28 protein-coding genes and 1 tRNA gene are annotated in these 26,081 nt (G+C 52.9%); 14 read left to right on the forward strand and 15 right to left on the reverse strand.

The features are described from left to right. Positions 1 to 164: 164 nt before the first annotated feature. From ACIQW9_RS07050 to recJ, 3 genes are all read left to right on the forward strand, one after another. A complete protein-coding gene (locus ACIQW9_RS07050; protein WP_402334673.1) occupies positions 165 to 503 on the forward strand; it encodes a hypothetical protein in 339 nt (112 codons plus the stop codon). Between the two features lie 118 nt (positions 504 to 621). Next, positions 622 to 1,674 (forward strand): hypothetical protein, encoded by a 1,053-nt coding sequence (locus tag ACIQW9_RS07055; protein ID WP_402334675.1) that lies wholly within the window; start codon positions 622 to 624, stop codon positions 1,672 to 1,674. Then, on the forward strand, positions 1,671 to 3,365 hold the full coding sequence (gene recJ, locus ACIQW9_RS07060) for a single-stranded-DNA-specific exonuclease RecJ (RefSeq protein WP_402334678.1): 1,695 nt from the start codon (positions 1,671 to 1,673) through the stop codon (positions 3,363 to 3,365). The genes ACIQW9_RS07055 and recJ overlap by 4 nt, the downstream gene beginning before the upstream one ends. A 66-nt stretch (positions 3,366 to 3,431) precedes the next feature. On the opposite strand, the gene ACIQW9_RS07065 is transcribed toward recJ, so the two are convergent. The 3 genes from ACIQW9_RS07065 to ACIQW9_RS07075 all read right to left on the reverse strand — a co-directional run bounded on the left by ACIQW9_RS07065 (position 3,432) and on the right by ACIQW9_RS07075 (position 5,211). Continuing rightward, the gene (locus ACIQW9_RS07065) at positions 3,432 to 4,130 is read right to left on the reverse strand and encodes a hypothetical protein (protein ID WP_402334681.1); all 699 of its coding nucleotides are present in this window, start codon (positions 4,128 to 4,130) and stop codon (positions 3,432 to 3,434) included. 179 nt (positions 4,131 to 4,309) lie between these two features. Further along, the gene (locus tag ACIQW9_RS07070) at positions 4,310 to 4,846 is read right to left on the reverse strand and encodes a rhodanese-like domain-containing protein (protein WP_402334684.1); all 537 of its coding nucleotides are present in this window, start codon (positions 4,844 to 4,846) and stop codon (positions 4,310 to 4,312) included. A gap of 17 nt (positions 4,847 to 4,863) precedes the next feature. Then, positions 4,864 to 5,211 carry a carboxymuconolactone decarboxylase family protein gene (locus ACIQW9_RS07075; RefSeq protein ID WP_402334686.1) on the reverse strand — a complete coding sequence of 116 codons (348 nt, stop codon included), beginning with the start codon at positions 5,209 to 5,211 and terminating at the stop codon, positions 4,864 to 4,866. Between the two features lie 69 nt (positions 5,212 to 5,280). Here ACIQW9_RS07075 and ACIQW9_RS07080 point away from each other — a divergent pair, with 69 nt between their 5' ends. The 4 genes from ACIQW9_RS07080 (at position 5,281) to ACIQW9_RS07095 (ending at position 9,294) form a co-directional block, all read left to right on the forward strand. Beyond that, positions 5,281 to 5,607 (forward strand): ArsR/SmtB family transcription factor, encoded by a 327-nt coding sequence (locus ACIQW9_RS07080; protein WP_402334689.1) that lies wholly within the window; start codon positions 5,281 to 5,283, stop codon positions 5,605 to 5,607. 105 nt (positions 5,608 to 5,712) lie between these two features. Further along, positions 5,713 to 6,817 (forward strand): peptide chain release factor 2 gene (gene prfB / locus ACIQW9_RS07085; protein WP_402334692.1). Its coding sequence is split into 2 segments (ribosomal slippage): positions 5,713 to 5,793 and positions 5,795 to 6,817, totalling 1,104 coding nucleotides; the frame shifts between segments, so codons are not numbered across the junction. 76 nt (positions 6,818 to 6,893) lie between these two features. Continuing rightward, a complete protein-coding gene (gene lysS / locus ACIQW9_RS07090; protein ID WP_402334695.1) occupies positions 6,894 to 8,429 on the forward strand; it encodes a lysine--tRNA ligase in 1,536 nt (511 codons plus the stop codon). Positions 8,430 to 8,613: 184 nt separating this feature from the next. Beyond that, positions 8,614 to 9,294: a glycine zipper 2TM domain-containing protein gene (locus ACIQW9_RS07095; RefSeq protein ID WP_402334698.1), complete on the forward strand. Its 681-nt coding sequence runs from the start codon at positions 8,614 to 8,616 to the stop codon at positions 9,292 to 9,294. Between the two features lie 105 nt (positions 9,295 to 9,399). Here ACIQW9_RS07095 and iscX read toward each other — a convergent pair whose 3' ends face one another. The 8 genes from iscX to iscR form a co-directional block, all read right to left on the reverse strand. Further along, a complete protein-coding gene (iscX, locus tag ACIQW9_RS07100) occupies positions 9,400 to 9,594 on the reverse strand; it encodes a Fe-S cluster assembly protein IscX (protein WP_011871637.1) in 195 nt (64 codons plus the stop codon). An 11-nt stretch (positions 9,595 to 9,605) separates the two neighbouring features. Further along, positions 9,606 to 9,944 (reverse strand): ISC system 2Fe-2S type ferredoxin, encoded by a 339-nt coding sequence (gene fdx / locus ACIQW9_RS07105; protein WP_402334701.1) that lies wholly within the window; start codon positions 9,942 to 9,944, stop codon positions 9,606 to 9,608. Positions 9,945 to 10,052: 108 nt separating this feature from the next. Next, entirely contained in the window at positions 10,053 to 11,915 is a 1,863-nt protein-coding gene (hscA, locus tag ACIQW9_RS07110; protein WP_402334704.1) for a Fe-S protein assembly chaperone HscA, read from the reverse strand. A gap of 110 nt (positions 11,916 to 12,025) precedes the next feature. Then, positions 12,026 to 12,541 carry a Fe-S protein assembly co-chaperone HscB gene (hscB, locus tag ACIQW9_RS07115; protein WP_402334707.1) on the reverse strand — a complete coding sequence of 172 codons (516 nt, stop codon included), beginning with the start codon at positions 12,539 to 12,541 and terminating at the stop codon, positions 12,026 to 12,028. Positions 12,542 to 12,694: 153 nt separating this feature from the next. Further along, positions 12,695 to 13,018 (reverse strand): iron-sulfur cluster assembly protein IscA, encoded by a 324-nt coding sequence (iscA, locus tag ACIQW9_RS07120; RefSeq protein WP_011871640.1) that lies wholly within the window; start codon positions 13,016 to 13,018, stop codon positions 12,695 to 12,697. A 68-nt stretch (positions 13,019 to 13,086) separates the two neighbouring features. After that, positions 13,087 to 13,491 (reverse strand): Fe-S cluster assembly scaffold IscU, encoded by a 405-nt coding sequence (gene iscU, locus ACIQW9_RS07125; RefSeq protein WP_402334710.1) that lies wholly within the window; start codon positions 13,489 to 13,491, stop codon positions 13,087 to 13,089. A gap of 58 nt (positions 13,492 to 13,549) precedes the next feature. Continuing rightward, on the reverse strand, positions 13,550 to 14,803 hold the full coding sequence (locus ACIQW9_RS07130; RefSeq protein ID WP_402334713.1) for an IscS subfamily cysteine desulfurase: 1,254 nt from the start codon (positions 14,801 to 14,803) through the stop codon (positions 13,550 to 13,552). An 18-nt stretch (positions 14,804 to 14,821) separates the two neighbouring features. Then, the gene (gene iscR, locus ACIQW9_RS07135) at positions 14,822 to 15,295 is read right to left on the reverse strand and encodes a Fe-S cluster assembly transcriptional regulator IscR (RefSeq protein WP_402334716.1); all 474 of its coding nucleotides are present in this window, start codon (positions 15,293 to 15,295) and stop codon (positions 14,822 to 14,824) included. A 485-nt stretch (positions 15,296 to 15,780) separates the two neighbouring features. Between iscR and ACIQW9_RS07140 the strand changes: the two genes are divergently transcribed. Further along, positions 15,781 to 16,509: a TetR/AcrR family transcriptional regulator gene (locus tag ACIQW9_RS07140; protein WP_402334719.1), complete on the forward strand. Its 729-nt coding sequence runs from the start codon at positions 15,781 to 15,783 to the stop codon at positions 16,507 to 16,509. Here the strand turns inward: ACIQW9_RS07140 and ACIQW9_RS07145 are convergent. Further along, a complete protein-coding gene (locus ACIQW9_RS07145; RefSeq protein WP_402334722.1) occupies positions 16,506 to 17,300 on the reverse strand; it encodes a uracil-DNA glycosylase in 795 nt (264 codons plus the stop codon). The genes ACIQW9_RS07140 and ACIQW9_RS07145 overlap by 4 nt on opposite strands. Before the next feature lie 89 nt (positions 17,301 to 17,389). Then, positions 17,390 to 19,474, reverse strand: a complete 2,085-nt coding sequence (gene uvrB / locus ACIQW9_RS07150) for an excinuclease ABC subunit UvrB (protein ID WP_402334725.1) — start codon at positions 19,472 to 19,474, stop codon at positions 17,390 to 17,392. 121 nt (positions 19,475 to 19,595) lie between these two features. Between uvrB and ACIQW9_RS07155 the strand changes: the two genes are divergently transcribed. The 5 genes from ACIQW9_RS07155 to ACIQW9_RS07175 all read left to right on the forward strand — a co-directional run bounded on the left by ACIQW9_RS07155 (position 19,596) and on the right by ACIQW9_RS07175 (position 23,719). After that, entirely contained in the window at positions 19,596 to 20,810 is a 1,215-nt protein-coding gene (locus tag ACIQW9_RS07155) for an amino acid aminotransferase (protein WP_402334728.1), read from the forward strand. 106 nt (positions 20,811 to 20,916) lie between these two features. Further along, positions 20,917 to 20,992, forward strand: a tRNA-Asn gene (locus tag ACIQW9_RS07160). Between the two features lie 95 nt (positions 20,993 to 21,087). Beyond that, the gene (locus ACIQW9_RS07165; protein ID WP_402334731.1) at positions 21,088 to 22,074 is read left to right on the forward strand and encodes an integrase; all 987 of its coding nucleotides are present in this window, start codon (positions 21,088 to 21,090) and stop codon (positions 22,072 to 22,074) included. A 148-nt stretch (positions 22,075 to 22,222) separates the two neighbouring features. After that, the gene (locus tag ACIQW9_RS07170; RefSeq protein ID WP_402334734.1) at positions 22,223 to 22,423 is read left to right on the forward strand and encodes a YegP family protein; all 201 of its coding nucleotides are present in this window, start codon (positions 22,223 to 22,225) and stop codon (positions 22,421 to 22,423) included. Between the two features lie 90 nt (positions 22,424 to 22,513). Then, positions 22,514 to 23,719 carry a hypothetical protein gene (locus ACIQW9_RS07175; protein WP_402334737.1) on the forward strand — a complete coding sequence of 402 codons (1,206 nt, stop codon included), beginning with the start codon at positions 22,514 to 22,516 and terminating at the stop codon, positions 23,717 to 23,719. A 3-nt stretch (positions 23,720 to 23,722) separates the two neighbouring features. On the opposite strand, the gene ACIQW9_RS07180 is transcribed toward ACIQW9_RS07175, so the two are convergent. Then, positions 23,723 to 24,592 (reverse strand): hypothetical protein, encoded by an 870-nt coding sequence (locus ACIQW9_RS07180; protein ID WP_402334739.1) that lies wholly within the window; start codon positions 24,590 to 24,592, stop codon positions 23,723 to 23,725. Between the two features lie 335 nt (positions 24,593 to 24,927). On the opposite strand from ACIQW9_RS07180, the gene ACIQW9_RS07185 reads away from it, so the two are divergent. Beyond that, positions 24,928 to 25,455, forward strand: coding sequence for a hypothetical protein (locus ACIQW9_RS07185; RefSeq protein WP_402334742.1), 528 nt, complete (start codon positions 24,928 to 24,930; stop codon positions 25,453 to 25,455). Between the two features lie 48 nt (positions 25,456 to 25,503). On the opposite strand, the gene ACIQW9_RS07190 is transcribed toward ACIQW9_RS07185, so the two are convergent. Beyond that, the gene (locus tag ACIQW9_RS07190; protein ID WP_402334745.1) at positions 25,504 to 26,016 is read right to left on the reverse strand and encodes a hypothetical protein; all 513 of its coding nucleotides are present in this window, start codon (positions 26,014 to 26,016) and stop codon (positions 25,504 to 25,506) included. Positions 26,017 to 26,081: the final 65 nt, after the last annotated feature.

Consider the following 26,081-nt stretch of genomic DNA (forward strand, 5'->3'; position numbering starts at 1 on the left):
CGCAGTTTGCCATACATTGCCAGGCATCAGCAAAACCCTGACCTCAAAATCACCGCTGCACACCCGACTTGATTGCCAAGCACTTGGCTTAAATCAACAAAGCTTGTCGCAAAGCATGGATATACCCGCTACCTTCCATTTCGCCTACAAGGAAATGCGTCTTTGTGGAATCGAAAAAGCAAGGATTCGGCAACATAATCATCATGCTTTCCCACGCAGATAAAAAGGAGCCGAAAATGAAAAAGATATTTGCCATTGCTGCCCTGCTCACCGTATTCAGCCCATTATCACAAGCACAGAATTACCCACCGCCGCGCGATGAGATGCGCCATAGCGAACCTTGGCAGCCAGGACCTGGCATGCGAAATGACCGCGAACTATACAAGGATCACGTCATGCCTGCAGGCCACAACAAAACAGAAAAACACGTACGCTGCCACGACGGTTCGCGGCAGAAGAACGCACAGGCATGCCGCCATCACGGCGGCCTTCGCACCCACTAAACTACGCCTCTCGCGCCATTTTAAAAACGCCACCTTCGGGTGGCCTTTTTATGCGCAACTTATCTGCAACACATGCACGCGACAGCAGCAGGCACAACATTTGCCCTACAATCGCGGCATGACTCAACTTGAACTCCTTTTACCCTTTGCCATGCCGCCGGCAGAACTGGCGCGCGACTTGCTGCGCGAACTGAAGATGCCCGCACTGGCCACCCTGCTGGCACACGCCAGCGTCTCGGGACGGCAGGTATCCGACGGTTTTTCCCGCACCTTGCCGCATGAATACTGGCTGGCGCAGCAGTTCGGCCTCGCAGAACAAGCCGATAACAGCAGCAGCCCGGCGCTGGCCATTAGTGCCATGCAAACAATGGCACTGCCAGCGGAGCCCGGCACCTGGTTCATCCTGCAAGCTGTGCATCTGCATATCGCGCGCGATCATCTGGTGCTGACCGATCCGCGCCAGTTGCAATTATCCGAAGCTGATGGACGCGCGCTGTTCGAGATCACCCACACGCTATTTGAAGAATCCGGCAAGACGCTGCGCTACGGCGATGCACAGACATGGTTTCTGCGCGCCGATGACTGGTCCGCACTGCAAACATCCACACCCGATGCTGCCTGCGGCCACAACATCGACATCTGGATGCCGAAGGGGCCGAATGAGCGCGACTGGCGACGGCTGCAAAACGAAATCCAGATGCATTGGCACGCGCATGCCATCAATGAGCAGCGCGAAGCCCGCGGCCTGAAGCCGGTCAATTCGATCTGGCTGTGGGGCGGCGCATCCAGCACGACAGCGGCTGCGCCCACAAAAATTGAAGAAACGTTCACTTTCTCAAATGCGCGTAAACCCTTTGCAGCACAGGCTGGTAGACAAATCGCCATCACCTCGGCGGTCGACATGATCAATGCAAAACCGCAACACGGTTTATTGGTACTCGATCAGTTGATAGAGCCCGCACTGGCCGGCGACTGGTCCGAATGGCTCACGCGTTTTCAAGCCATGGAAGCCGCATGGTTTGCACCTTTGCTAGATGCCATTAAAAATGGTCAGCTCGACAAACTCACTATCACACTCAGTCACAACACCGCTTGTTCCAGCTTCTCGCTAGGCAAGTCATCGCTGCGCAAATTCTGGTGCAAACCTTCGCTCGCACGGTTAGTCGCATGACACGCATTACTACCCGCCCCTACCCCTTTCGCGACGCCGAACGCATGCGCCAGAGCGGCGTGCATCCGGTCATGGCGCGACTGTACACAGCGCGCGGCTTGCTCGATCTGAAGGAACTGACCAGCGAACTGAGCGCACTGATTCCGCCGCCCGGTTTGCTGCACATCAATGTCGCCGCCGTTTTCCTGGCCGATGCCATTGCCGACAAAAAGAAACTGGTTATCGTTGCCGACTACGATTGCGACGGCGCCACCGCCTGCGCAGTCGCCTTGCGCGGTTTGCGTGCGATGGGCGCCATCGTCGACTTCATCGTGCCGAACCGCTTTGAATACGGCTACGGCCTGACGCCAGAAATCGTGGCGCTTGCCGTGCACGAAAAGTCGCCGGATATCATCATCACCGTCGACAACGGCATCGCCAGCATAGACGGCGTGGCAGAAGCCAACCGGCGCGGCATCGACGTCGTTGTCACCGATCACCATTTACCCGCTGACACGCTGCCCAAGGCTCGTGTGATCGTCAATCCGAATCAACCGGACTGCGGCTTCCCGAGCAAGAATCTGGCTGGTGTCGGCGTGATGTTTTACGTGCTGCTGGCCTTGCGCGCGGAGATGCGCAAGCGCGGCATCTTCGATGCGCAGACACAACCCAAGCTGGATACCCTCCTCGATCTGGTCGCGCTCGGCACCGTGGCCGACGTCGTCAAGCTCGACGCCAACAATCGCATCCTGGTGGCGCAAGGCCTGAAGCGCATGCGTGCCGGCCGCATGCATGCAGGTATCGCCGCCCTGTTCCGCGCTGCCGGGCGCGAAGCACGCAGCGCCTCGCCTTTCGATCTCGGCTTTGCACTGGGTCCGCGCCTGAATGCGGCCGGCCGTTTGTCCGACATGTCGCTCGGTATCGAATGCCTGACCACCGACGACGAAGGCCGCGCCTGGGCGATCGCGCAGCAGCTTGATGAAATCAATCGTGAACGCCGCACCATCGAAGCCAACATGCAGGACACCGCTCTACTGTTGCTGGATAAATTCGATCCGCACGACAGCACCACGATCAGCATTTTCGATCCGAGCTGGCATCAGGGCGTGATCGGCATCGTCGCGTCCCGTCTGAAAGACAAGTTCTACCGTCCGACGATCACCTTTGCCGATGCCGGCAATGGCTGGATCAAGGGCTCCGGTCGTTCCATCGCAGGCTTCCATCTGCGCGACGCGCTGGATCTGGTATCCAAACATGCACCGACGCTGATCGATAAATTCGGCGGCCATGCGATGGCAGCCGGCCTGACGATACGCGCAGAATCGCTGGAAGCGTTCACACAGGCATTTGAAGCGGTTGGAAAAAATTGGCTAAGCCGGAATCAGCTGGAGCGCGTGATCGAAACCGACGGACCGCTGGAGCCGGCTTACTTCACGACGCAATTCATCGAATTGATGGCAGAGCAAGTGTGGGGACAAGGCTTTGCGCCGCCGCTATTCTGCGACGAATTCCGCGTGGTCAATCAGCGGATTCTGAAAGAAAGACACCTGAAACTGACCTTGGAAAAAGACGGCCAGCAATTCGATGCCATCTGGTTCGGCCATATCGATTCGCTGCCCGCCACCGCCAGAGTTGCCTACCGGCTGGACGCCAATGAATTCAATGGCAGAACCCGCGTCCAGTTGCTGGTCGAGCATGCTGAAGCGGCTTGATGCTGCAAGCGAGAGGCAAGTGAATAAGGGACGGCATGTGCAGCAAATGCAGATGCCCGCTCCAATTCATCGCACCGGCAGAAACTGCAGGAACGATCCGCCTATCATGTTCTGCACATAGTTGATGCCGGCACGCCGGTATTTTTCGGTGATAAAGACGGCCAGCAAATCGAGCCGGCCGACGATCTTGCCGAATTCGCGCTGGAAGCTCAGATTGCGCCCGCTCTCGCCCATGTCGTCGGACAGCAGCAATATCTTACCCTCGGGATTGCGGCGGTTACCCAACAGCCAGACCGCAATTTCGATATTGCGCGCTGCATTGTATAAATGCTGGGCGTCCAGACCATCGACCAGAAAGAATTCCGTCTTGCCGTCGTGTGCGGTAATGATCATGTCGGCAGAGGCATAAATAAAAGCGGCCACGCGATCGCCGTTGAATTCCGGCGTCAGCGCCAGCGACAAGGCCTTGATATCGCGCTGTCCCCGCAATTCCGGCCACGGCTGCCGCTGTTCAATCGCATCACGCACGCGTTTGATGCTTTCATCGCGACTGGCGGCAGTCTTTTTCCATTCTGCAGGATTGCGCCGGTACAGTTTTTCCATCAACAGATAGAGGCTGTCCAGGTTGCTCCGCATGCCGAGCGTGGCAATACGGTTGGTATCGGACTGCCCCATTTCCCTGCCGCTGATTGAGGTGCCCTTGACCTCGCCGTGCTTGTTTGACGCCGTATCCATCGTCGAACACGCTGTCAATAAAAGGCTCATGACAAACAAGACTGAAGCTCGTCGCGCTCGCTCCATATTGACTGCTCCCCTGCATCATATTTATTTGAACTACATCACAAATCGGGAGCATACATCGACGCGGCAGATACCCGCTCATTCAAATACCTGCCTGCTTACCCCGCATGCAGGACAGATTACCATCCAAAATCAGTGTCCGGTCAACTCCGTTTCGACGATCGGTTCCAGGGTGCTTTTGCAAGCAGCATTGCCATCCCGCACCAGTCGGTAATGCCGGCAAACACCAGTCCGCCACCAACCACTGCCGCGATTCCGTAGAATCCCGGATGCACCCATGTACCCAGCACGCAAGCGAGCAGCACCAGACTGCCGGCAACAATCCGCACTTGCCGCTCCAGTGACATGCCCGGACGAATAATCAATGGCAATCCGGCCGCCTTGCACGCCTGGATGCCGCCATCAATGACGTGCACATTGTTCAAACCGGCTTGCGCAAACATCTCGGCCGCCTTCGTTGCACGCGCACCCGCAGCACACAGAACGTAAAGCGGCGTGCCCCCATCCAGCTGCTGCTCCTGCATGAACTCGCGCGCTTGCAGCCGATCCAGCGGCAAATGAATATGTTCTTTCTCGAGCGCTGTCATCGCATGCTCGGCCTCGGTCCGTACATCGAGAATCAAACATACCTGCTCAGCCTGCATGTTCTGCGGTGCCACTTTCCTGATTGATACTGCCATCGTGCTCTCCTTGATATTCAACTAGCTGCCGCAAACTGGTCATACGCACGCAAGGCATCCGCCGCATACATCAGCGAAGGACCACCGCCCATGTAAATTGCCATGCCAAGCACTTCGGCAACTTCATTACGGGTGGCACCCAGATCGCGCAGCGCCTTGCTGTGAAAACCTATGCATCCATCACAACGAATTGCCACACCGATTGCCAATGCGATAAATTCCTTGGTCTTTTTTTCGAGTGCACCATCGGCGCTTGCCGCCGCGGCCATCTCGTAAAATCCTTTCATGGTCCCCGGAATCAATGGTTTCATTTGCCGAATATAGTCAACAATGTCCGATGTGACAGCCTGATAATCCTTGCTCATGCTTCCTCCCATCAATTTAGGTATTTCTAATATTAGACTTATCTAATATAATAAGTCAAGATATCTCGCATGACTGCTGAAAAAATGGACAAGAACATACGCGACATGAAGAAAAATGCGGAGGATGCCGCCGCATTTCTAAAAAATCTCGCCAACCCGAGTCGATTGCTGATTCTTTGCCTGCTTATCGAAGGCGAACGTTGCGTCAGCGATATCCTGGCACACCTGGATATCAGCCAAACCGCCCTTTCCCAGCATCTGGCCCGCCTGCGCGAAGAGGGAATCGTCGACTACCGACGCGACCATCGAACCTTGTACTATTTCATAAAAAACAAGGACATAGGTTCCGTCATCGCCATGCTTTACGCCATATACTGCCCGCAGGAAGAGACGTGAATACTGCATATTCAGCATGAAAGCACATTACCGGCTCTGTACGAATGATCCATATCAAGAAGTAACGCTCAGGTATAATTCCCGGTTTTCCCCGCAAAGAACATCATGGAAGCAGAACGCTTAAACTCCCTCGAATCCCTGCTCGACGATCTTACCGATCGTGCGACCGAACTTCGGAGGTATCTTTGACTTCGATATCAAGTCAGAGAAACTAGACCAGGTTAACGGCGAATTGGAAGACCCGAAAGTCTGGGACGATCCAAAACGCGCCCAGGATCTGGGCAAAGAAAAAAAATCGCTGGAAGCGATCGTCCATACCCTCATCAAAGTCGATGCTGAGCTGAAAGACGCGCACGATTTGTTCGAGATGGCGCGCGAAGAAAACGACGAAGACACGATCGTCGCGATTGAAGCCGATTCGCAAGAACTGCTCAAGATCGTAGAAGGCATGGAATTCCGCCGCATGTTCAGCGGCCCCATGGATGCCAACAACTGCTTTATTGATATTCAAGCCGGTGCCGGCGGTACCGAAGCGCAGGACTGGGCTTCGATGCTGTTACGCCAATACCTGCGTTATTGCGAACGCAAGGGCTTCAAGGTTGATATCCTGGAGCAATCCGATGGCGAGGTCGCGGGCATTAAAACTGCCACGCTGAAAGTCGAAGGCGAATACGCCTACGGCCTGCTGCGCACCGAAACCGGCGTACATCGCCTGGTGCGCAAATCGCCGTTCGATTCCGCCAATGGCCGCCACACATCTTTCTCCAGCCTGTTTGTGTATCCGGAAGTCGACGATTCAATCGAGATCGATATCAACCCGGCCGACGTGCGCCTCGACACCTACCGCGCATCCGGCGCTGGTGGTCAGCACATCAACAAAACGGATTCTGCAGTGCGTCTGACGCACGGCCCGTCCGGCATCGTGGTGCAGTGTCAGAACGACCGCTCGCAGCATCGCAACAAGGCTGAAGCATGGGATATGCTGAAGGCCAAGCTGTATGAGCTTGAATTGCGCAACCGCATGAGCGAACAGCAAAAGCTGGAAGATTCCAAGACCGACGTCGGCTGGGGTCATCAAATCCGTTCCTACGTGCTGGATCAGTCTCGCATCAAGGATTTGCGCACCAACTTCGAGACCGGCAATACCAAAGCCGTGCTCGACGGCGATCTGGATGATTTCATTGCCGCATCGCTGAAGCAAGGCGTTTAGTTCACCTTCATCCGCCTTCATCAGCACATTTGCCACTGCTTCACTTTTAATTGCATTTACCTCACAGATTGTTTCCATGACTACGCACAACGACGACGCCGCAGCATCGCTACCGATAGACGAAAACAAAATCATCGCCGAGCGCCGCGCCAAGCTGAGCGCCTTGCGCGAACAAGGCATCGCCTTCCCTAACGACTTCCGCCCGCAACACAAGGCGGCGGACCTGCAGGAAAAATACGGCAGCAAGACACGCGAAGAACTGGAAGCAGAGCCTGTCACCGTCGTGCTGGCAGGCCGCATGATGTTGAAACGTGAGGCGGGTAAAAAAGCGGCATTCGCCACATTGCAGGATGCATCCGGTCCAAAGGCTGATGGTCGCATCCAGATCTATGCAACGCTGAATCTGACCGGCGAAGCGGCGATGGCTGCACTGCATCACTACGACCTCGGCGATATCCTGGGTGTCAGCGGCACGCTGTTCAAAACCCAGACTGACGAGTTGACAATCAAGGTGACTGAACTGCGCCTGATCACAAAATCTCTGCGCCCGTTGCCGGATAAATTCCACGGCCTCGCCGATCAGGAAACCAAATACCGTCAGCGTTACGTCGATCTGATCATGAACGAAGACACGCGCCGTACCTTCAAGGCGCGTACTGCCGCGATCTCATCGATTCGTCGCTTCATGGAAAAGAACGAGTTCATGGAAGTGGAAACGCCGATGCTGCACACGATTCCCGGCGGCGCAGCAGCCAAGCCTTTCACCACCCATCACAATGCGCTCGACATGGAGATGTTCCTGCGTATCGCACCTGAGTTGTACCTGAAACGTCTGGTAGTCGGCGGCTTCGACCGCGTGTTCGAAATCAACCGCAACTTCCGTAATGAAGGTGTTTCGATCCGTCACAATCCGGAATTCACGATGATGGAATTCTATGCGGCCTACACCGATTACAAATGGCTGATGGACTTCACCGAAGCCGTGATTCGCCAGGCGGCTATCGATGCGCACGGTACGGCAACCCTGACCTACGGCGGTCGTGAACTGGATCTGGCAAAGCCGTTCCACCGTCTGACCATCGTTGGCGCAATCAATAAATTTGCACCGCAATACACGCACGAACAATTACATGATGCCGAATACATCAAGGCGGAACTGAAGAAGTTCGGCGTGAAGCCGCACGCACATTCCGGCCTCGGTGCACTGCAACTGGCTTTGTTTGAAGAAACCGCAGAAGCACAACTGTGGGAGCCGACTTACATCATCGATTACCCGGTTGAAGTGTCGCCATTGGCGCGCGCATCGGATACCGTCGCCGGCATTACCGAGCGCTTCGAATTGTTCATGGTGGGTCGCGAGATCGCCAACGGCTTCTCCGAATTGAACGATGCAGAAGATCAGGCCGCCCGCTTTCAGGCGCAGGTTGCAGCAAAAGATGCCGGCGATGAAGAAGCGATGTATTACGACGCCGACTACATACGCGCACTGGAATACGGTATGCCTCCAACCGGCGGTTGTGGTATCGGTATCGATAGGCTGATGATGATCATCACCGATTCGCCGAATATCCGTGACGTGCTGCTGTTTCCGCATCTGCGACGCGAAGACTAAGTTGCCGCAAGAAAAAAGGACTGCTCAGGCAGTCCTTTTTTTATGGCAACTAATTAAGACTTTCACTACTCCTAGTTACATCAGCTTACATCTGACACAGGTTTGCGCTTTTTATTTGCGCCGGAGAGCGTAATACTTTGCCCACATCAATACAACGTGGAATCACCCACATCAGGAGCAAGTTATGGAAACCAAGAATAATTCAAACCGTATTCATCCGCTCGTTGCCGCAGCCGCTATCGGCGTCCTGCTGGTCAGCCTGGTAGGTGTTGCCGCCATGACCGGAATGTTGCCGAACTCAAATAGCGCCAGCGCACAAAAAGAAGCGATTGCAGCCCTCGACAAAGAGGCTGCCGAAAAGGCTGCAGAAGCAAAAGCTGCAGAAGAACGTGCAAACGAAGCACGGATGGCAGCGCAAAAAACAGAAGATGAAAAAGCCCACCAGGCACGCCTGAAAGAAGAGGATCGCCGCATTGCGGAGCGCGCCAAGGCACGCGAATCAGCACCGAGCAAGGTGGCACAGGCGCAAGTCTGTTACGACTGCGGCCGCGTAGAGTCAGTACGCTCGGTACAAACCGCAGCCAAGCCTAGCGGTGTCGGCGTAGTAGGCGGTGCGGTTGTGGGTGGTTTGCTGGGTAACCAGATCGGTAACGGCAGCGGTCGCAGTCTGGCGACAGTAGCCGGTGCAGTCGGCGGCGGCTTTGCCGGTAACGAAATCGAAAAGCGTACGCGTACTGCATCGACGTATGAAGTGCGTGTGCGCATGGAAGACGGCAAGATCCGCACCTTCCCTTACGACAACCAACCGAACTGGAGTACCGGCGACCGTGTTCGCGTAGTCGATGGCTATTTGCGCGCACGCTGATCCAGGCAAACCAAATAAAAAAGAGCGACCAATGGTCGCTCTTTTTTCGTCTGATCACTGCGCTGATTCAAGCTCAATCCTGAGCTGAAAAGCACTGCGACAGTTTTATTGCGCTTCTTCTATCCATGCCATCTGGATCGCCTCGAGAATTTTCTCGCCTGAATGCGCAGGCAAGTCGTCAAAGTCTTCCAGCTCACATACCCACTTGTGCAGATCAGTGAAGCGTATTGTCAGCGGATCGATATCCGGAAATTTATCATGCAGCTCTTCCGCAATGCGGATCGTGTCTGTCCATTTCATCGCAAGACTCCTTAGTGATTTTCACTGGCGTGATTGATCGTGTAACGTGGAATTTCCACCACCAGATCTTCCTCCGCAACAATCGCCTGACATGACAGACGCGATGCTGCTTCCAGCCCCCACGCCTTGTCCAGCAAATCTTCTTCCTTGTCTTCCGCCTCATTCAGCGAACTGAATCCTTCTCGCACAATCACGTGACACGTGGTGCATGCGCAGGATTTTTCGCACGCGTGTTCGATATCGATATCGTTTTCCAGCAGGACGTCGCATATCGATTTACCCGCTGGTGCATCAATTACGGCGCCATCCGGGCACAAGACATGGTGGGGAAGAACAACAATTTGCGGCACTTGGTTACCTCGAAAGTTTAAATGTTATTGCCCTGAAAAATTACTCAGGCTGTAGTGCATATGTTTGCTGTCGGCAATCTTGCGCCATAACAGGCACAAAACGATGGATCAAATCTCATCCAGTTTCTTGCCGGACAGCGCAGACCGCACGCTCCTATCCATTCTACGCGCGGCAAATTCCTCCGTGCCGTGCGCCAATGCATCGACTGCAGCCTTGATGGCCAGATGATCGGTGCCGCTACCAGCCTGCCTGACGCTATCCAGCAGCGCGACGATATCCTCGCGTTCATTGTCCGACAGCAGGCTCGCATCCGCATCCAGCGCCGACTGCGTTGCCAGCACGATGCGCTCGGCTTCCACCTGCTCCTCGCGCAATGCGCGTGCAGCCATATCGACATCAGCCGACTTGAAGGAATCCTGCAGCATCTGCGCGATCTGATCGTCGGCCAAACCATAGGATGGCTTGACGCTGATCGACGCTTCGACACCCGAACGCAACTCGCGCGCAGAGACAGAGAGCAAACCATCCGCGTCCACCTGGTAAGTCACACGGATGCGTGCTGCACCAGCGGCCATAGGCGGAATGCCGCGCAATTCGAATTTTGCCAGCGAGCGGCAATCCGTTACCAACTCACGCTCACCCTGCACAATGTGCACCGCAAGCGCCGTCTGACCATCCTTGAAGGTGGTGAATTCCTGCGCACGTGCGCAGGGAATCGTCGAATTGCGCGGGATGACTTTTTCCACCAGACCGCCCATCGTCTCGATACCCAACGACAATGGAATCACATCCAGCAGCAACCAGTCATCGCCAGCAGCGCGATTTCCTGCCAATAAGTTGGCCTGCACTGCAGCGCCCAGCGCCACTACTTTATCGGGATCGATATTCGCCAATGGCGTCGACTGGAAAAAATCACCGACCGCCTTGCGTATGTGCGGCATGCGCGTGGCGCCGCCTACCATCACCACGCCATCCACATCATCCACGCTCAAACCAGCGTCGCGCAGTGCCTTTTTGGTTGGCGTAATGGTCTTGGTCACCAGATGTTGCGTCATCTGGATAAAATCTGCAGCGGTCACAGTGACATGGACTTCTTCGCCGGAAGTCAATACGGCGTCGATCAGCGTTTCCGATTTCGACGACAGCAGTTCCTTCGCTTCGCGCGCCTTGACCATCAGCACACTGGTATCTATCTCGGAGAGTGGAGCCAGTCCGGCTTGCTCGATGATCCAGCAGAACAGGCGATGATCGAAATCGTCGCCACCCAGAGCCGAATCGCCGCCGGTAGACAATACTTCAAATACGCCCTTGGTCAGTTTCAGGATAGAGACATCGAAGGTGCCGCCGCCCAGATCGTAGACTGCGAACACGCCTTCCGATCCATTGTCCAGGCCGTAGGCGATTGCCGCCGCCGTCGGTTCGTTGAGCAAACGCAATACGTTCAGGCCTGCGAGTTTGGCCGCATCCTTGGTTGCCTGACGCTGCGCATCGTCAAAGTATGCCGGCACCGTAATCACGGCACCGACCAGATCGTCGCCCAGCGCATCTTCAGCCTGCTGGCGCAAAGTGGCGAGAATTTCTGCCGATACTTCAACCGGGCTTTTTACACCGGCGACGGTTTTCAGCTGCACCATGCCGGGCGTATCGAGGAAATCGTAAGGCAGGTTTTCCGCGTACGCGATATCTTTCAAGCCGCGTCCCATGAAGCGCTTGACGGAAACGATCGTATTCTTCGGATCGATATTTTGCGCGGCCTGTGCCTTGTAACCGATATGCGCACTGCCATTCTTCAGGTAATGCACAACCGACGGCAAGAGCGAACGCCCTTCTTCATCGGTCAATATTTCGGGAATGCTGTTGCGTACCGTGGCAACCAGCGAATTGGTGGTGCCGAGATCGATACCGACCGCCAGTCTATGCTGATGCGGTGCGGTGGACATGCCGGGTTCGGCGATTTGAAGAAGAGCCATATTCGTTTGTAACTTATCTCAAGTAAATCGTTGCCATTTTTCATGCATGGCAACGCTCATAGTCTGTGCATGATCACACCCGGATACCGCAGTTTACAGCACACCTCTTGCTAGTCCGGCAGCACATCCAGCGCATGTGACACCTCAGCGGAAAATTTTTCCAGAAACATCAGTTGCCGCACCAATCCGGCAGCACCGGCAAAATCATCGCCATCCAGCAGTACGCCGATTTCTTCCAGGCTGGTCTTGCGTGCAGTACGGATGGCCGTTTCCAGCGCTTCCAGCTCATCTCTATTCTTTTGAGCGCGCGCATCGTCGAGCGCTTCGCGCCATTCCATCTGCTGCATCAGGAATGCCAGCGGCATCGCGGTATTGGATTCGACTTGCAGGTCAACACCGTTCAGTTCGCATAAATAAGCAGCACGCTTGAACGGATTTTTCAGTGTCGTGTATGCCTCATTCGCACGCGTTGCCCATTGCATGGCGACCCGCTTCTCTGCGTCCGGCGCACTGGCAAACTTGTCCGGATGCACCTGATTCTGGACTTCGTGATAAGCCTGGTCGAGCGCACGCGCATCGAGTGAAAAACGTTGCGGCAACTGAAAAAGATCAAAGTGATTTTGCATACTTGGGCTATCCGTCTGCCATTTTGTTGGCTGCTGTGCAGACGTCATCGCTGCTGGATGTTCGGTGTATCAAATAAAAGAGCCTGCACAATTTCGACAGGCTCAATCAGGACATCAATTCTGCTGCCAGCCATTAGGCCCTGCAGGTATGCGTCAAATACGGAAACTCTCACCGCAACCGCATTCGTCCTTGACGTTGGGGTTGTGGAACTTGAAACCTTCATTCAAGCCTTCGCGTGCGAAATCGAGCTCGGTGCCATCAATATACGGCAGACTTTTCGGATCGACGAATACCTTGACGCCATGCGATTCGAACACGCTGTCTTCGCTCGCGCTTTCGTCCACATATTCCAGCTTGTAGGCCAGACCGGAGCAACCGGTCGTGCGCACGCCGAAGCGCAGGCCTATGCCCTTGCCGCGTCGTTCCATGTAGCGGTTGATATGTTTCGCCGCTTTTTCAGTCAGTGTAATAGCCATAGTTTCCGCTTAAACAGATAGTCGTTGAAGCACACAGCCTTGTTGCATGCTGCACGAAGCAAACAAACTCAAACTGCTTTTTCAGCTTCCGCCACGCCATGCTTGGTTTTGTAATCCAGCACGGCTGCCTTGATCGCATCTTCCGCCAGAATCGAGCAGTGAATTTTCACCGGCGGCAAAGCCAGCTCTTCGGCAATTTGCGTATTCTTGATCGACAGTGCTTGATCCAGCGTCTTGCCCTTGACCCATTCAGTCACCAGCGAAGACGATGCAATCGCCGAACCGCAACCGTAGGTTTTGAATTTTGCGTCCTGGATCACGCCATCAGCGCCGACCTTGATCTGCAATTTCATCACGTCGCCACAAGCCGGCGCACCGACCATACCGGTACCGATTGTTTCATCACCCTTGTCAAACGCGCCTACGTTGCGCGGATTTTCGTAGTGATCGAGAACTTTGTCTGAGTAAGCCATTTTGATACTCCTTGTTAAGCCTTCTTCCTGCTGCCCAGCAACAGGAATGAGAACGATGTTAGTGCGCTGCCCATTGGATCGTGCTGATATCGATCCCGTCTTTATACATATCCCACAGCGGCGACAACTCGCGCAGCTTGGCGACTTTTTCCTTGATCAGCTTGATCGTGAAATCAACATCCTCTTCCGTCGTGAAGCGACCGAAAGTGAAACGAATCGAGCTGTGCGCCAATTCATCGCTACGACCCAGCGCTCTCAATACATAAGATGGTTCCAGACTGGCCGAAGTACAAGCCGAACCTGAAGAAACAGCCAGATCCTTGATCGCCATGATCAGCGACTCGCCTTCAACATAGTTGAAGCTGACGTTCAGGTTGTGCGGTACACGGTGATCCATATCGCCGTTGATATAGACCTCTTCCATATCCATCAGGCCTTTGGCCAGGCGATCACGCAATGCGGTGATGCGAACGATTTCTTCGTCCATTTCTTCACGCGCGATGCGGAAGGCTTCGCCCATGCCGACGATCTGATGCGTTGCCAGCGTGCCGGAACGCAAACCACGCTCATGGCCGCCACCGTGCATTTGCGCTTCGATACGGATGCGCGGTTTGCGGCGCACATACAAGGCACCGATACCTTTAGGACCGTAGGTTTTGTGCGCGGTAAAAGTCATCAGGTCGACTTTGGATTTTTCCAGATCGATCTTTACCTTGCCGGTTGCCTGCGCAGCGTCGCAATGGAAAATAATGCCCTTGCTGCGGCACAGCTCGCCAATTTCGTCGATAGGTTGAATCACACCGATTTCATTGTTGACCAACATGACCGACACCAGAATCGTGTCAGGACGAATCGCTTCCGCCAACTGCGCTATCGTGATCAAGCCATTGGCTTGCGGCTGCAGATACGTTGCCTCAAAACCCTGGCGCTCCAGTTCACGTACGGTATCCAGCACGGCTTTGTGCTCGGTTTTTACCGTAATGATGTGCTTGCCCTTGGTTTTATAGAATTGTGCAGCGCCTTTGATTGCAAGGTTGTTGCCTTCCGTCGCGCCGGAAGTCCAGATGATTTCGCGCGGATCGGCATTGACCAGCTTGGCAACTTGTTCGCGTGCATCTTCTACCGCTTTTTCCGCCGTCCAGCCATACATATGGCTGCGCGATGCCGGATTACCGAACTGCTCGCGCAGGTACGGAATCATCTTGTCGGCAACCCGTGGATCGATAGGCGTCGTCGCCGAGTAATCCATGTAAATTGGAAAGTGCGGCGCCTTGATCGTATCAAGCAGGCTTTTATCTAAGGGGGCATTCATTTTTTTAAACTCCAATAATCAAACGGCTGCGTGATTACGATGCACAACCACCACGCATTGCTCGGAAACCTTTTGTTTTTGCTGGTCAACCAAATCTTTTAAAGAGACTGAATCGAGATAATCCACCATTTTCGCATTCAATGTTGCCCACAGGTCATGCGTCATGCAACGACCGCCATGTTCATGCTCAGGGCTGTGGCAATTTTCCTTGCCGCCGCACTGTGTGGCATCCAAGGGTTCATCTACTGCAATAATAATGTCGGCCACTGTCACATCTTCAGCCCGACGTGCCAGGTTATAGCCACCGCCCGGCCCGCGTACCGACTCCACGATTTCATGGCGACGCAACTTGCCGAACAACTGCTCAAGATACGACAGGGAAATTTCCTGCCGCTGACTGATACCAGCGAGCGTGACAGGACCATTGCCCTGACGCAATGCCAAATCAATCATGGCTGTTACGGCAAAACGGCCTTTAGTCGTTAAACGCATGAAATCCCGCCTCCAGAACCAACCGGGTGGAATAACCCGAGTTGTTGATCAATTTGGTCAAGTATAACAAATTTGACCGAATCTGTCAGATAGCTGCTTACCGCAACCCACCCTGACCAAGCGCGCAAAGCGCACTCCATATCTCAATATCCTATTTTATTGGGAAGCCGCCTCATCAGCCTTGACCAGCGTCACCAAGACGAATATTTTTCGCCCGCAGAATAATTGCAGCAAAGGCAATAAACGCAACCCCAGCCCAATAGACTCGCCCTCAACCCGTGCCCGTCACAACAATAAATTTGAACGATTGCTCAATCAATTAAATTGACCAGGGCACGACGATGAAATTCGGGATGAGAGGCAAATATAAAATTGGCAAAGCACAAAACCGTTACACACCCACGAGACAAACTAGGTTTGAGCGAACATTCAATTTATAATAGCGTTCTCGTTAATTGACTGAAACTTCGTTTCCCTTATCCGTAATGGCCACACGCATTTCCAAGACCCCGCAGTCTCCCACCCAAAAAGCTGACAAAAAACGGATCGAAGTTCTCAAGGCCGCAGGTAAATGCTTCCGTAAAACCGGCTTTCATCAAACCTCCATGCAGCAGATTTGCGCCGAAACCGGTCTCGGCCCTGGTGCGGTCTATCGCTACTTCACAGGCAAGGAAGCCATCATTGAAGCAATGGTGGAAGACGAACGGCGGCAAGCGCGCGCCATGCTATTGCAAATGCGCGATGCCGCATCCATACAACATGCCTTGAGTACAGCCACGCGACTATTTGCCGAACGCTATCGCGCCGGCAGTGACGCCAGCCTGATGACGGAAGTCTATGCAGAAGGCATGCGCAGCAAGCGCGTAGGCACAGTGCTGCGCAAGATAGAGGCGGAATGGATCATGGGCTTGAGCAATCTGTTACGCATCGCGCAAGCGCGTGGACAGATTGATGCGTCGCTGGATGCAGCGCAAACAGCCCTGTTCCTGACGGGAATGTGGGATGGCATGGTGATCCGCCAGCATTTTCATGCGCATGACGATCCGCAGGCACTACCGATTTTTTTTGAAACGATGATTGCGCGACTGCTGGCGAAAGACAACAAGGTCGCCGGCAAACCACTCACCACACCACCACTGGAAAACTCGCTGTTTGCCGAGGAACTGAAAAAGCGTGCCGAGTCTGAAGATTTGCGCCAGCTCAGCTTGATTTAAGCAGACTTCTTTTTCAGTAGCTGCATGTCACCGAATAAATCCTGCATGACCTGATTGCCGATAAAGCTCAGGTTATACGGATGTTCGGAAACTTTTTTCGGGAAACGCGCACTCTCAGGAAACGCCTCCAGTTGCACGGCGATTTTCCCCCACAGGACAAGCGTAGGCGACGTTTTACCTGCATCTTCAGCGCGATCCGCCAATGCAGCCAGCACCGTTTGCAAAAATGGCAGCCACGCCCTGGCTTCTTTCACCGGCGGCACATGCGTGCGAAAAACCAGCGCTGCATTCAGCAGCAAAAAACCATGTCGGGTCAGATTGGCCTGCAACTCAGGCAAGGTTTGAATGATCGATGCAGGCGCTGCCTGCGCCTTGCTGGAGACACCAGCCAGTGCATCGCCTGTCGTCTGCTCTATCGCCAATTGACCGTCAGCCACCAGCAGCATCTTCATGAAATTGCGCAGCGAGGTCGCACGATTGACCTGCTTGGACAAACCTTTTTCCGACCACAGGGAACTGACTGCGCCATCCATGAAACAGACGCCGGTCGCACTGGCTGCACGCGGATACGGTCCCTCCCCCACCAGTACGTAATGCACCGCATCCAGCGGCTGCGCGAAAGCAGCAAACAGTCGACCACCATCCGGCAAATACTCGTCCGCCGCCAATGCCGGCAAATAATCCGGCGAGATCTTGTGGACTGCATCGAGGCCTGCCAGCAAAATCGGCCGCCACGACGCATCTGCGGCATCCAGCATGGCAATAAAAGACGGTGGAATAGTGTGCGACATGGATTTATATGGAAAGGCGAAAGCAGCGATTGTAGCCGCAACACTGTGCGACACAAGGTAAACGACGATTCGTCATCGCCTTGTGTCCATCAAGCAGGCACGATATGGTCTTCGCCCGGCGCACCGAACAATTGCTCCTTCAATATCCGCAATTGATCACGCACTTGCGCCGCCTTTTCGAATTCCAGATTTTTTGCATGGCCGAGCATCTGCTTCTCAAGTCGCTTGATTTCCTTGCTGACCTGCTTCTCGCTCATCGCCTCATACTTCGCATGCTCCTGCGCCGCATTAAACTCTTCACGCGCGTCCTGCTGACTGTAGACGCCATCGATCAACTCGCGAATGTGCTTCTTGATACCGACCGGCGTAATGTTATTTGCAGTATTGAAAGCCACCTGCTTGGCGCGACGACGCTCGGTCTCGTCTATCGCCCGTCGCATCGAATCGGTCACCTTGTCGCCGTAGAGAATTGCCATGCCGTTCAGGTTGCGTGCAGCACGGCCTATCGTCTGGATCAGACTGCGCTCGGAACGCAGGAAGCCTTCCTTGTCGGCATCGAGAATCGCCACCAGCGACACTTCCGGCAAATCGAGGCCTTCGCGCAACAGGTTGATACCGACCAGCACATCAAAGGTACCAAGACGCAGATCACGAATGATTTCCACCCGTTCGACCGTATCGATATCGCTGTGCAGGTAACGCACCTTGATGCCGTTATCGCTGAGAAATTCCGTCAATTGTTCCGACATACGCTTGGTCAGCGTTGTGACCAGCACACGCTCGTGCTTCTTCACGCGATCAGTGATTTCAGACATCAGATCGTCGACCTGGGTCGAGGCCGGACGCACACTGATCAATGGATCAACCAGGCCCGTTGGCCGCACCACCTGCTCGACCACTTGATCGGCATGCGTATTTTCATAATCAGCCGGCGTCGCGGAGACGAACACCATCTGCCGCATTTTTCCCTCGAACTCGTCAAAGCGTAGCGGCCGGTTATCCAGCGCCGACGGCAGTCGAAAACCGTAATCAACCAAATTGGTTTTGCGCGCCCTATCGCCGTTGTACATGCCGTTGAGTTGTCCCATCAGCACATGCGATTCGTCCATGAACATCAAGGCATCCTGCGGCAGGTAATCCACCAGCGTTGGCGGCGGATCGCCTGCCTTGGCGCCGCTCAGATGGCGCGAATAGTTTTCGATGCCTTTGGTGAAGCCGATTTCCTGCATCATCTCCAGATCGAAGCGGGTACGCTGTTCGAGACGCTGTTCTTCAATCAGCTTGTTTTCCTTGCGGAAAAAATCCAGCCGCTCGCGCAATTCATCCTTGATGGTTTCAATCGCTCGCAGCACGGTGGCGCGTGGCGTCACGTAATGCGAACCGGGATAAACCGTAAAACGCGGAATCTTCTGTTTGACGCGGCCAGTCAGCGGATCGAACAGCTGCAGGCTTTCTATTTCGTCATCGAACATTTCCAGGCGAATGGCCAACTCGGCATGTTCTGCCGGGAAAATATCGATGGTATCGCCACGCACGCGGAAAGTGCCACGACCGAAATCGACTTCATTGCGCGTGTATTGCATCGCGATCAAACGGGCGATCACGTCGCGCTGGCTGACCTTGTCCTTGGCGCGCAAGGTCAGAATCATCTGATGGTATTCACTCGGATTACCGATACCATAGATTGCCGAGACCGTTGCAATAATCACCACATCGCGCCGTTCCATCAGCGATTTGGTGCAGGACAAGCGCATCTGTTCGATATGCTCGTTGATCGAGGAATCTTTCTCGATGAACAAGTCGCGTTGCGGAACGTAGGCTTCCGGCTGGTAATAATCGTAATAACTGACGAAATATTCCACCGCATTTTGCGGAAAAAACTCGCGGAATTCGCTGTAAAGCTGGGCCGCCAGCGTCTTGTTCGGCGCAAAAACAATGGCCGGCCGGCCCATACGGGCGATGACATTGGCAACCGTATAAGTCTTGCCCGAACCTGTTACGCCCAGCAAGGTCTGATAAAACAGGCCATCATCGATGCCTTCCACCAGTTTCGCAATCGCAGTCGGCTGATCGCCGGCCGGAGGAAACGGCTGGTAAAGTCGAAACGGGGAATTCGGGAAGGTGACGATTTTCGATTCATCAACGGAATCAGCAACTTGGGATAAATCAGTCATTTATTTAAATCCGACCTTTGGTAAAATAGTGAGTCGCATTTTCCGCAAGACTTATGGTCTTGCGCTCCACACAACCCCACTGCAAAACGACCGTTTGCAGCTAACTTTTGATGTTATCACGATGAACGCACCTATCCCTGCTTCGCTCCTTAACGCCATTGAAATGGCGCCCCGTGACCCGATTCTTGGCATTACCGAGGCGTTTAACGCCGACAAGAATCCAAATAAGATCAATCTAGGTGTCGGCGTTTACAACGACGACAACGGCAAATTGCCGCTGCTGGAATGCGTACGCAAAGCCGAAGCGCAATTGATGGAAAAACTGTCGCCACGCGGCTACCTTCCTATCGATGGCCTCGCTGCTTACGATAAAGCAGTGCAGGAACTCGTATTTGGTGCCGATAGTTCAGTAGTCAAGGACAAACGTGCAGTGACCGCGCAAGCAATCGGCGGCACAGGTGCATTGAAGCTCGGTGCTGACTTCCTGAAACGCTTTGCGCCTAACGCCCAAGTCTGGATCAGTGATCCAAGCTGGGAAAACCACCGCGCTCTGTTTGAGTCGGCCGGCTTCACCGTCAACAACTATCCGTACTACGACGCAGCAACCCGCGGCGTAAATTTCGCCGGCATGCTGGACACACTCAAATCGATTCCTAGCGGCTCGATCGTTCTGTTGCACGCTTGCTGCCACAACCCAACCGGCGCCGATCTGAACGACGCACAATGGCTGGAAGTTCTGAACGTTGTCACGACACGCGGTTTGATTCCATTCCTCGATATGGCTTATCAGGGCTTTGGCGACGGCATCGAATCCGACGGCAAAGTCGTGCGCCAGTTCGCTGAAGCAGGCGGCCCGGTATTCGTATCGAACTCCTTCTCCAAATCGTTCTCGCTGTACGGCGAACGCGTTGGCGCACTGAGCATCGTTTCCAGCAACGCAGAAGAGGCATCACGCGTCCTGTCGCAATTGAAACGCGTCATCCGCACCAACTACTCCAACCCACCTATCCACGGCGGTCAAGTCGTCGCAACCGCTCTGGCATCACCAGAATTGCGCGCACTGTGGGAAGAAGAACTGGCCGGCATGCGCGTACGCATTCGCGAAATGCGTCAAGCGTTTGTACAGAAGCTGAAGGAACAGGCTCCTGCGCACAACTTCGATTTCGTCACCGAACAGCGCGGCATGTTCTCGTACTCCGGCCTGACAAAACCGCAAGTGGATCGTCTGCGCGATGAGTTCTCGATTTACGCTGTCGACACCGGCCGCATCTGCGTTGCAGCGCTGAATACAAAAAACATCGATTACGTCATTGCGGCAATCGCGAAAGTTCTTTAATATTCGCCTGCGGCAAATTTCTGCGGTCACGATCAAACGGAACAAAGAAATTTATCGCACAAGCTTTGACAAGCGAGTAAGAAACATCTTATAATCTCGCTTCTGTTCCCTGATAGCTCAGTTGGTAGAGCGACGGACTGTTAATCCGCAGGTCCCTGGTTCGAGTCCAGGTCGGGGAGCCACAGAATATGAAGGGTCAGCTACGTGCTGGCCCTTTTCTATTTCAGCTCTTGCGCCATTTTCGCGCCATTGGGTCTCCAATCTAGGAGGCCGCTAAATGGCACAGATAAGAAAACGCGCACCACTCCAATATCAAGCACGAGTTCGACTCCAAGGTTATCCTGAAGCTAGTCGTACTTTCACGTCTAAAGCCGATGCAGTTGCATGGGCGACCTCCGTTGAGCAGATAACTAAGCAAGGTCATGGAGAGTGCTTTAGAGAAGCCAGTAAGCTGTCTCTTCACGATGCACTCCTCCGCTATCTCTTAGAAGTCACTCCGTCCAAAAAGAGCGCAGCACACGAGACCGCTCTTATCAAAAGGTGGCTTAAGAACCCAATGGCCGAGCTCCCAATCGTCAAGATACGAGGAGCTGACTTAGCCCTCTACCGCGACCGCCGCATGCTAGCAGGGATATCTGGGAATACTTTACGCATTGAGTTTGCTCTTATCGGGCATCTCTATGAAGTCGCTAGAAAGGACTGGGGTCTGGAGACGCTCTCCAATCCAGTTAAAGCTTTTAGAAAGCCCAAAGTTAGCAGAGGTCGAGATAGGAGACTAGAAGATGGCGAGGAGGACTTACTACTTCAACACTGCATAACGGTAGGCAATCTGCGTCTGCATTCGATCATCATCCTTGCTGTTGAGACAGCGATGCGCAGAAGTGAACTCGTAGGCATTCGATGGAATGATGTAAATCTCAAGGCGCGCATGATCTATCTACATGACACCAAAAACGGGACAGCCAGAACAGTGCCGTTGTCGTCCCGTGCTGTGATTGCTCTCGTAGCCCTTCCTCACCTTCCAAGTCCCTTCATGCTAAATATGCACTGCGACACGCTCACTTATGATTTCGTCCAAGCCTGCAAGGCATGTGAGATTGAAGGACTGCGGTTCCACGATCTACGGCATGAAGCTACAAGTAGATTATTCGAGAAGGGATTCAATATGATGGAGGTCTCAACTATTACTGGGCATAAGACGCTCTCGATGCTCAAGAGATACACCCATCTGAAACCATCAGACCTGCTAACCCGGCTTGGCTAACCTTCATAGCAAAAGTATTGCAGAGCTAGGGGCGAGTGGTCAAAGCAGCATGTCGCTCTGTGGATAACTCCCTGCAACACTAATACAATAGATTGCCGCATGACACGGCCCTTTTGCATTCGCAAGAGGTCACAAGAGGGAGAAAAACTTGGCTGATTTAAGTTACCCGTATTTTTATTTATATAAAGATGTTTCGGGCCAATGGCGTTGGAACATTCGCGCAAGAAACCACAAAGTAATCGCTGACAGCTCGGAATCTTACGTCAACAAGACAGATGCGCTGCACGGAATTGAGTTGGTAAAAAACGCTAGCAACGTTTACGACTCAACCACCGAAAAGTGGGTTTAATAGACATTGAAGTAAACGTGAGCCGCTAACATGGAGAGACTTGGAGATTATCCCAAGTCCTTCTATTCCTTTGTCAAAAGCGGAGAGTAGATGAAGAACTACCAAGATACAGAGACGGGACAACTCTTTGCGTTTGAGGATGGCGTTGATCCGTTTACTCCATACAACCGTAACATCCCAGTAACACTGTCTGAGGACATTAAACCAAAGCCCAACGATTCATACGTTTGGCATCAGGGTGATTGGATTAAACAGGAAGATGCACCTCCTGGTTACACACAACCTGTCTCCAGCGTTCCAGCTTATAACCCCGCATGGATGGCCTATTTGCTCCCATATACAGCCGTGCATCGCGATGAAGACTCTGGATTGAATGTCACCCTCGACCAAGTCAATGGGAACTCCTACGCTGGCAATAAGCTGGCAGAAGTCGTTGCAATTCTCCCATTAGGTACTCCGAGCGGATTGCCCGCACTTATCAGCTATGACGGGGCCATAGCGATTCCCCAATGTGACGACTTCCCAAGCAATGTTGATGGCATTAGAAAGCTTAACGAGATTCTTTGTAGTCTTTTGCTAGGTGGTGTCCATACAGAGGTACTTCACTCGAAAGGCCTTGTCATCGGTATTTTGCAAGACGCTTCAAGACTTTTCGCCTTCATACCATCCATTCATTCGAATTTGAGGTCGAACTCTGCTTCCATAAGTGAACGGCTATCGCCTCTAATGTTTCCCAGGGTGTTGATGATGGCAGATATACAGGAGGCTTATTGTCAGGGGCAACAAGTCGTCAAAGCTATCCACAACTTCTCTCCGTTCTTTCTCTTGAACGGCTACACAGCGATGGTGTATCGAAATAACAGTGACGCACTTAATAACCTTTGGATTTCCGTTGAGCAGCTTACGGAGCACCTATGGGTAGAGCACTACGTGAAGAACAAGCGTGCCTTTCCCGTTCGTGTTTCCAAGCGCCACGAGTATCTTAAGCAAAAAAATCAACTGAATAATATTTGGGCAAAGCAAGAGCTCCTTCTTCTTTCCAAAATCATCAGCAAGGAATGCCACGAAGCTCTTCGTCAGGTTCGCGATAAACGTAATAACTTAGTACATGATGGCATCGTGCCGGACTCACAAACCGTTGAGACACTCTGGGGGGCTCTACCAGAGTTGATCGAAATGGCGGCAGAGATTCGACCACTAGGAATGAGAAAGATTTGGACCGGTAGCGCAAACAATTGGGGGATACCCGCGAGAACTAACTTCGATGAGTGGGTGGAACTGGCAAAAAAGCTATAGCCGTTACTCAAGACGTTCCCAACAGAACACTCCGCTAATGGGCGGCTGCAGTGGTGAACTTTGGTATGTATAAAGGTCGGGGCTTTGCGTTATCTCTTTCATCAGCCCTGCAAGGTTATCGGCGAGAAGGTCTATCGGCTGATCCTCAGCACCCGCAAACCCGCCCCAAGTAAACCTTCCTTGAGTCGTCGGGCCACCAAGGAGTAACCACATCAACTCAGCATAGGGGCCGATGAAGTCATTAGGTGGCTTGTCCGACATGACCTGAAACCAAACGGGAACATCTGTTCGTCCCATGCGTTCACTTACTGCTGCCTGTAGGTGTGCATGAACGCGCAGCATGTAGTGAGACACATGAATTGCCATTGGAGCGTGTTTATCCGAAACCACGAGTGTCTGTAGCGCGTCGTTATCTGAGCATGTGTAAGGGCCAAACTCCACCTTGGACTTCCCATTGTGAGTCATTCGCCTGTAGCACTCCGTGATTCCCAAGGCATCAGCGAATGTTGCTTCATGTTGAATTACTGCGCTCTCCTTGATAGATGAAGTCAGCACCAGAACCGGGTGATCCTTTAGGGTCTGGAAGAACGCTTGGTGAAAGTGTTTCTTGTAGGGTTGTTTAGCGTCCTTCCACTGCTTCAGGGTATGAGTGGATGGGTTGAGCGTTGTCCCAAGTTCATCAGCTAATGCTTGATGCTCACCATTCTGGGAAATGACTAGAACCGAGTGGTGCCACTCCGAGCCATCAATCTGCTCGGATGGAGAGTGATCTATCGACATCAAGAGCGGAGACTGAGCCGGATCGCTTAGGTTGGCGACAAACCAACGCATAGCTGCCAATAGGTCTGGAGCCATAATGCTTCTGTCTTGCATGGTTTTTCCTGTCTGTGTTGCGTGATCCTAGCCGAAGCTACGCACCGACCTTGCAAATGCCGAGAAAACAACCTTAGTAACCCAATGTTTAAACTGAGGGTCTAAGGTTTCACAATCTACGGCGAAGCTACCAGCAGATTATTCAAAAATGGATTCAAATGATGGAGATCTCAACAATCACGGGCCATAAAACGCTAACAATGTTTAAGCGGTACACACATCTTAAGCCTCATGATTTACTGCAACGACTTGGATAAACTATTATTCCGGCATTGATCGGAAAAAACCTTTTATTAAAGTCATTTAAACGCACATATTCAGAGAGGTCTGCTGCAATGCTCTCAGAAACGCTGAAACCTATTGGCTTCGATACTTGGGATAAGGAAGAATGGGAGCAATATCGCACCCGCCTGAATCTTCCCGAGGATGAAGCGCTCCTGCAGTTCTATCGGCAAGTTGTATATGACCACTTCGAACATTTCAATACTCTCTATCCAGATTTCGTACTAGAAGAGTATGTATTTACAATCGAGCAGTACACCGCGCATCAAGCAAATGACGTGATACGTTTCTTCCAAGGCGAGGTCATGGATTGGTGGGGAGACCAATACGACCACTTCTCGGCGAAGAACCAGGACTATATTATTTTTCAGGCAATGTCACACACCAAGACATTTCCATTTCCACCTATCCTCATAGATGCACGAAGATTAAAAAACAAGGGGAAAAATGAATGCGGAAAACCATTACATCTTATTGAAGGGACACATCGCGTAAGCTATCTTCGGCATATGCTGGCCAACGGTATAGTGTCAGCATCCAGCAAACATTCATTTGTCGCTCTTCGTCCGATAGCGAGTTGATTACATCACAACATCTTTCGCCATGCTACAACGATAGTAATATTCAACTCAGCGCCAAATATGTTCATCACCATATTGTTTTAGCCAATAAAGGACATCTGGACCACCTATATCTGCATACTCAAATTGTTTAGTCCCGACGCTTGTTAAGTCGATAGCAATGCCTCCAAATTCGTAGATTCTTGCGTAACGCTCCTGGGTAATATTCCAACAGGGCTCAGAAATATCATGAGCGAAAGCATTTCGGATCTGGTAGATGATCGATACAAATTGATCTTGTTCTGATTCTATTGGGTTTGGTAGCCCGATATTAGCTTCTTCTCTACAACGATTAAGCGTTATTGCAGCCGCGCCAAAAGCAACCGACAGATTATTTTCCAGCGCGATAATCATTTCCTCTGGACTCTCAAAAATCCGATCAGGGAGGACGAGAACCATTCCGTTCTCTTCAAACGTTATTGATCGGTCAAGATCCGACAGATCAATCTTATCTCGCAATGCATAATCGTAAATCTTCCATGCGAAAGATAGCTGCTTGAAGGCCGCGTCAATGTATCTCACTAGAATGCTCCTCAGAAAACTAGGCGCATTCGATCGCGCGATTAAGTAGATTATGCGAAATAGCC

The sequence above is a fragment of the Herminiimonas sp. NPDC097707 genome, assembly GCF_044761395.1.
Taxonomy (GTDB): Bacteria; Pseudomonadota; Gammaproteobacteria; order Burkholderiales; family Burkholderiaceae_D; genus Oxalicibacterium.

Coding starts and splice junctions, on each gene's coding strand:
- ACIQW9_RS07055 (WP_402334675.1), top strand. CDS start 622: ATGACTCAACTTGAACTCCTTTTACCCTTTGCCATGCCGCCGGCAGAA.
- recJ (WP_402334678.1), top strand. CDS start 1,671: ATGACACGCATTACTACCCGCCCCTACCCCTTTCGCGACGCCGAACGC.
- ACIQW9_RS07065 (WP_402334681.1), bottom strand. CDS start 4,130: ATGAGCCTTTTATTGACAGCGTGTTCGACGATGGATACGGCGTCAAAC.
- ACIQW9_RS07070 (WP_402334684.1), bottom strand. CDS start 4,846: ATGGCAGTATCAATCAGGAAAGTGGCACCGCAGAACATGCAGGCTGAG.
- ACIQW9_RS07075 (WP_402334686.1), bottom strand. CDS start 5,211: ATGAGCAAGGATTATCAGGCTGTCACATCGGACATTGTTGACTATATT.
- ACIQW9_RS07080 (WP_402334689.1), top strand. CDS start 5,281: ATGACTGCTGAAAAAATGGACAAGAACATACGCGACATGAAGAAAAAT.
- lysS (WP_402334695.1), top strand. CDS start 6,894: ATGACTACGCACAACGACGACGCCGCAGCATCGCTACCGATAGACGAA.
- ACIQW9_RS07095 (WP_402334698.1), top strand. CDS start 8,614: ATGGAAACCAAGAATAATTCAAACCGTATTCATCCGCTCGTTGCCGCA.
- iscX (WP_011871637.1), bottom strand. CDS start 9,594: ATGAAATGGACAGACACGATCCGCATTGCGGAAGAGCTGCATGATAAA.
- hscA (WP_402334704.1), bottom strand. CDS start 11,915: ATGGCTCTTCTTCAAATCGCCGAACCCGGCATGTCCACCGCACCGCAT.
- hscB (WP_402334707.1), bottom strand. CDS start 12,541: ATGCAAAATCACTTTGATCTTTTTCAGTTGCCGCAACGTTTTTCACTC.
- iscA (WP_011871640.1), bottom strand. CDS start 13,018: ATGGCTATTACACTGACTGAAAAAGCGGCGAAACATATCAACCGCTAC.
- iscU (WP_402334710.1), bottom strand. CDS start 13,491: ATGGCTTACTCAGACAAAGTTCTCGATCACTACGAAAATCCGCGCAAC.
- ACIQW9_RS07130 (WP_402334713.1), bottom strand. CDS start 14,803: ATGAATGCCCCCTTAGATAAAAGCCTGCTTGATACGATCAAGGCGCCG.
- iscR (WP_402334716.1), bottom strand. CDS start 15,295: ATGCGTTTAACGACTAAAGGCCGTTTTGCCGTAACAGCCATGATTGAT.
- ACIQW9_RS07140 (WP_402334719.1), top strand. CDS start 15,781: ATGGCCACACGCATTTCCAAGACCCCGCAGTCTCCCACCCAAAAAGCT.
- ACIQW9_RS07145 (WP_402334722.1), bottom strand. CDS start 17,300: ATGTCGCACACTATTCCACCGTCTTTTATTGCCATGCTGGATGCCGCA.
- uvrB (WP_402334725.1), bottom strand. CDS start 19,474: ATGACTGATTTATCCCAAGTTGCTGATTCCGTTGATGAATCGAAAATC.
- ACIQW9_RS07155 (WP_402334728.1), top strand. CDS start 19,596: ATGAACGCACCTATCCCTGCTTCGCTCCTTAACGCCATTGAAATGGCG.
- ACIQW9_RS07165 (WP_402334731.1), top strand. CDS start 21,088: ATGGCACAGATAAGAAAACGCGCACCACTCCAATATCAAGCACGAGTT.
- ACIQW9_RS07175 (WP_402334737.1), top strand. CDS start 22,514: ATGAAGAACTACCAAGATACAGAGACGGGACAACTCTTTGCGTTTGAG.
- ACIQW9_RS07180 (WP_402334739.1), bottom strand. CDS start 24,592: ATGCAAGACAGAAGCATTATGGCTCCAGACCTATTGGCAGCTATGCGT.
- ACIQW9_RS07185 (WP_402334742.1), top strand. CDS start 24,928: ATGCTCTCAGAAACGCTGAAACCTATTGGCTTCGATACTTGGGATAAG.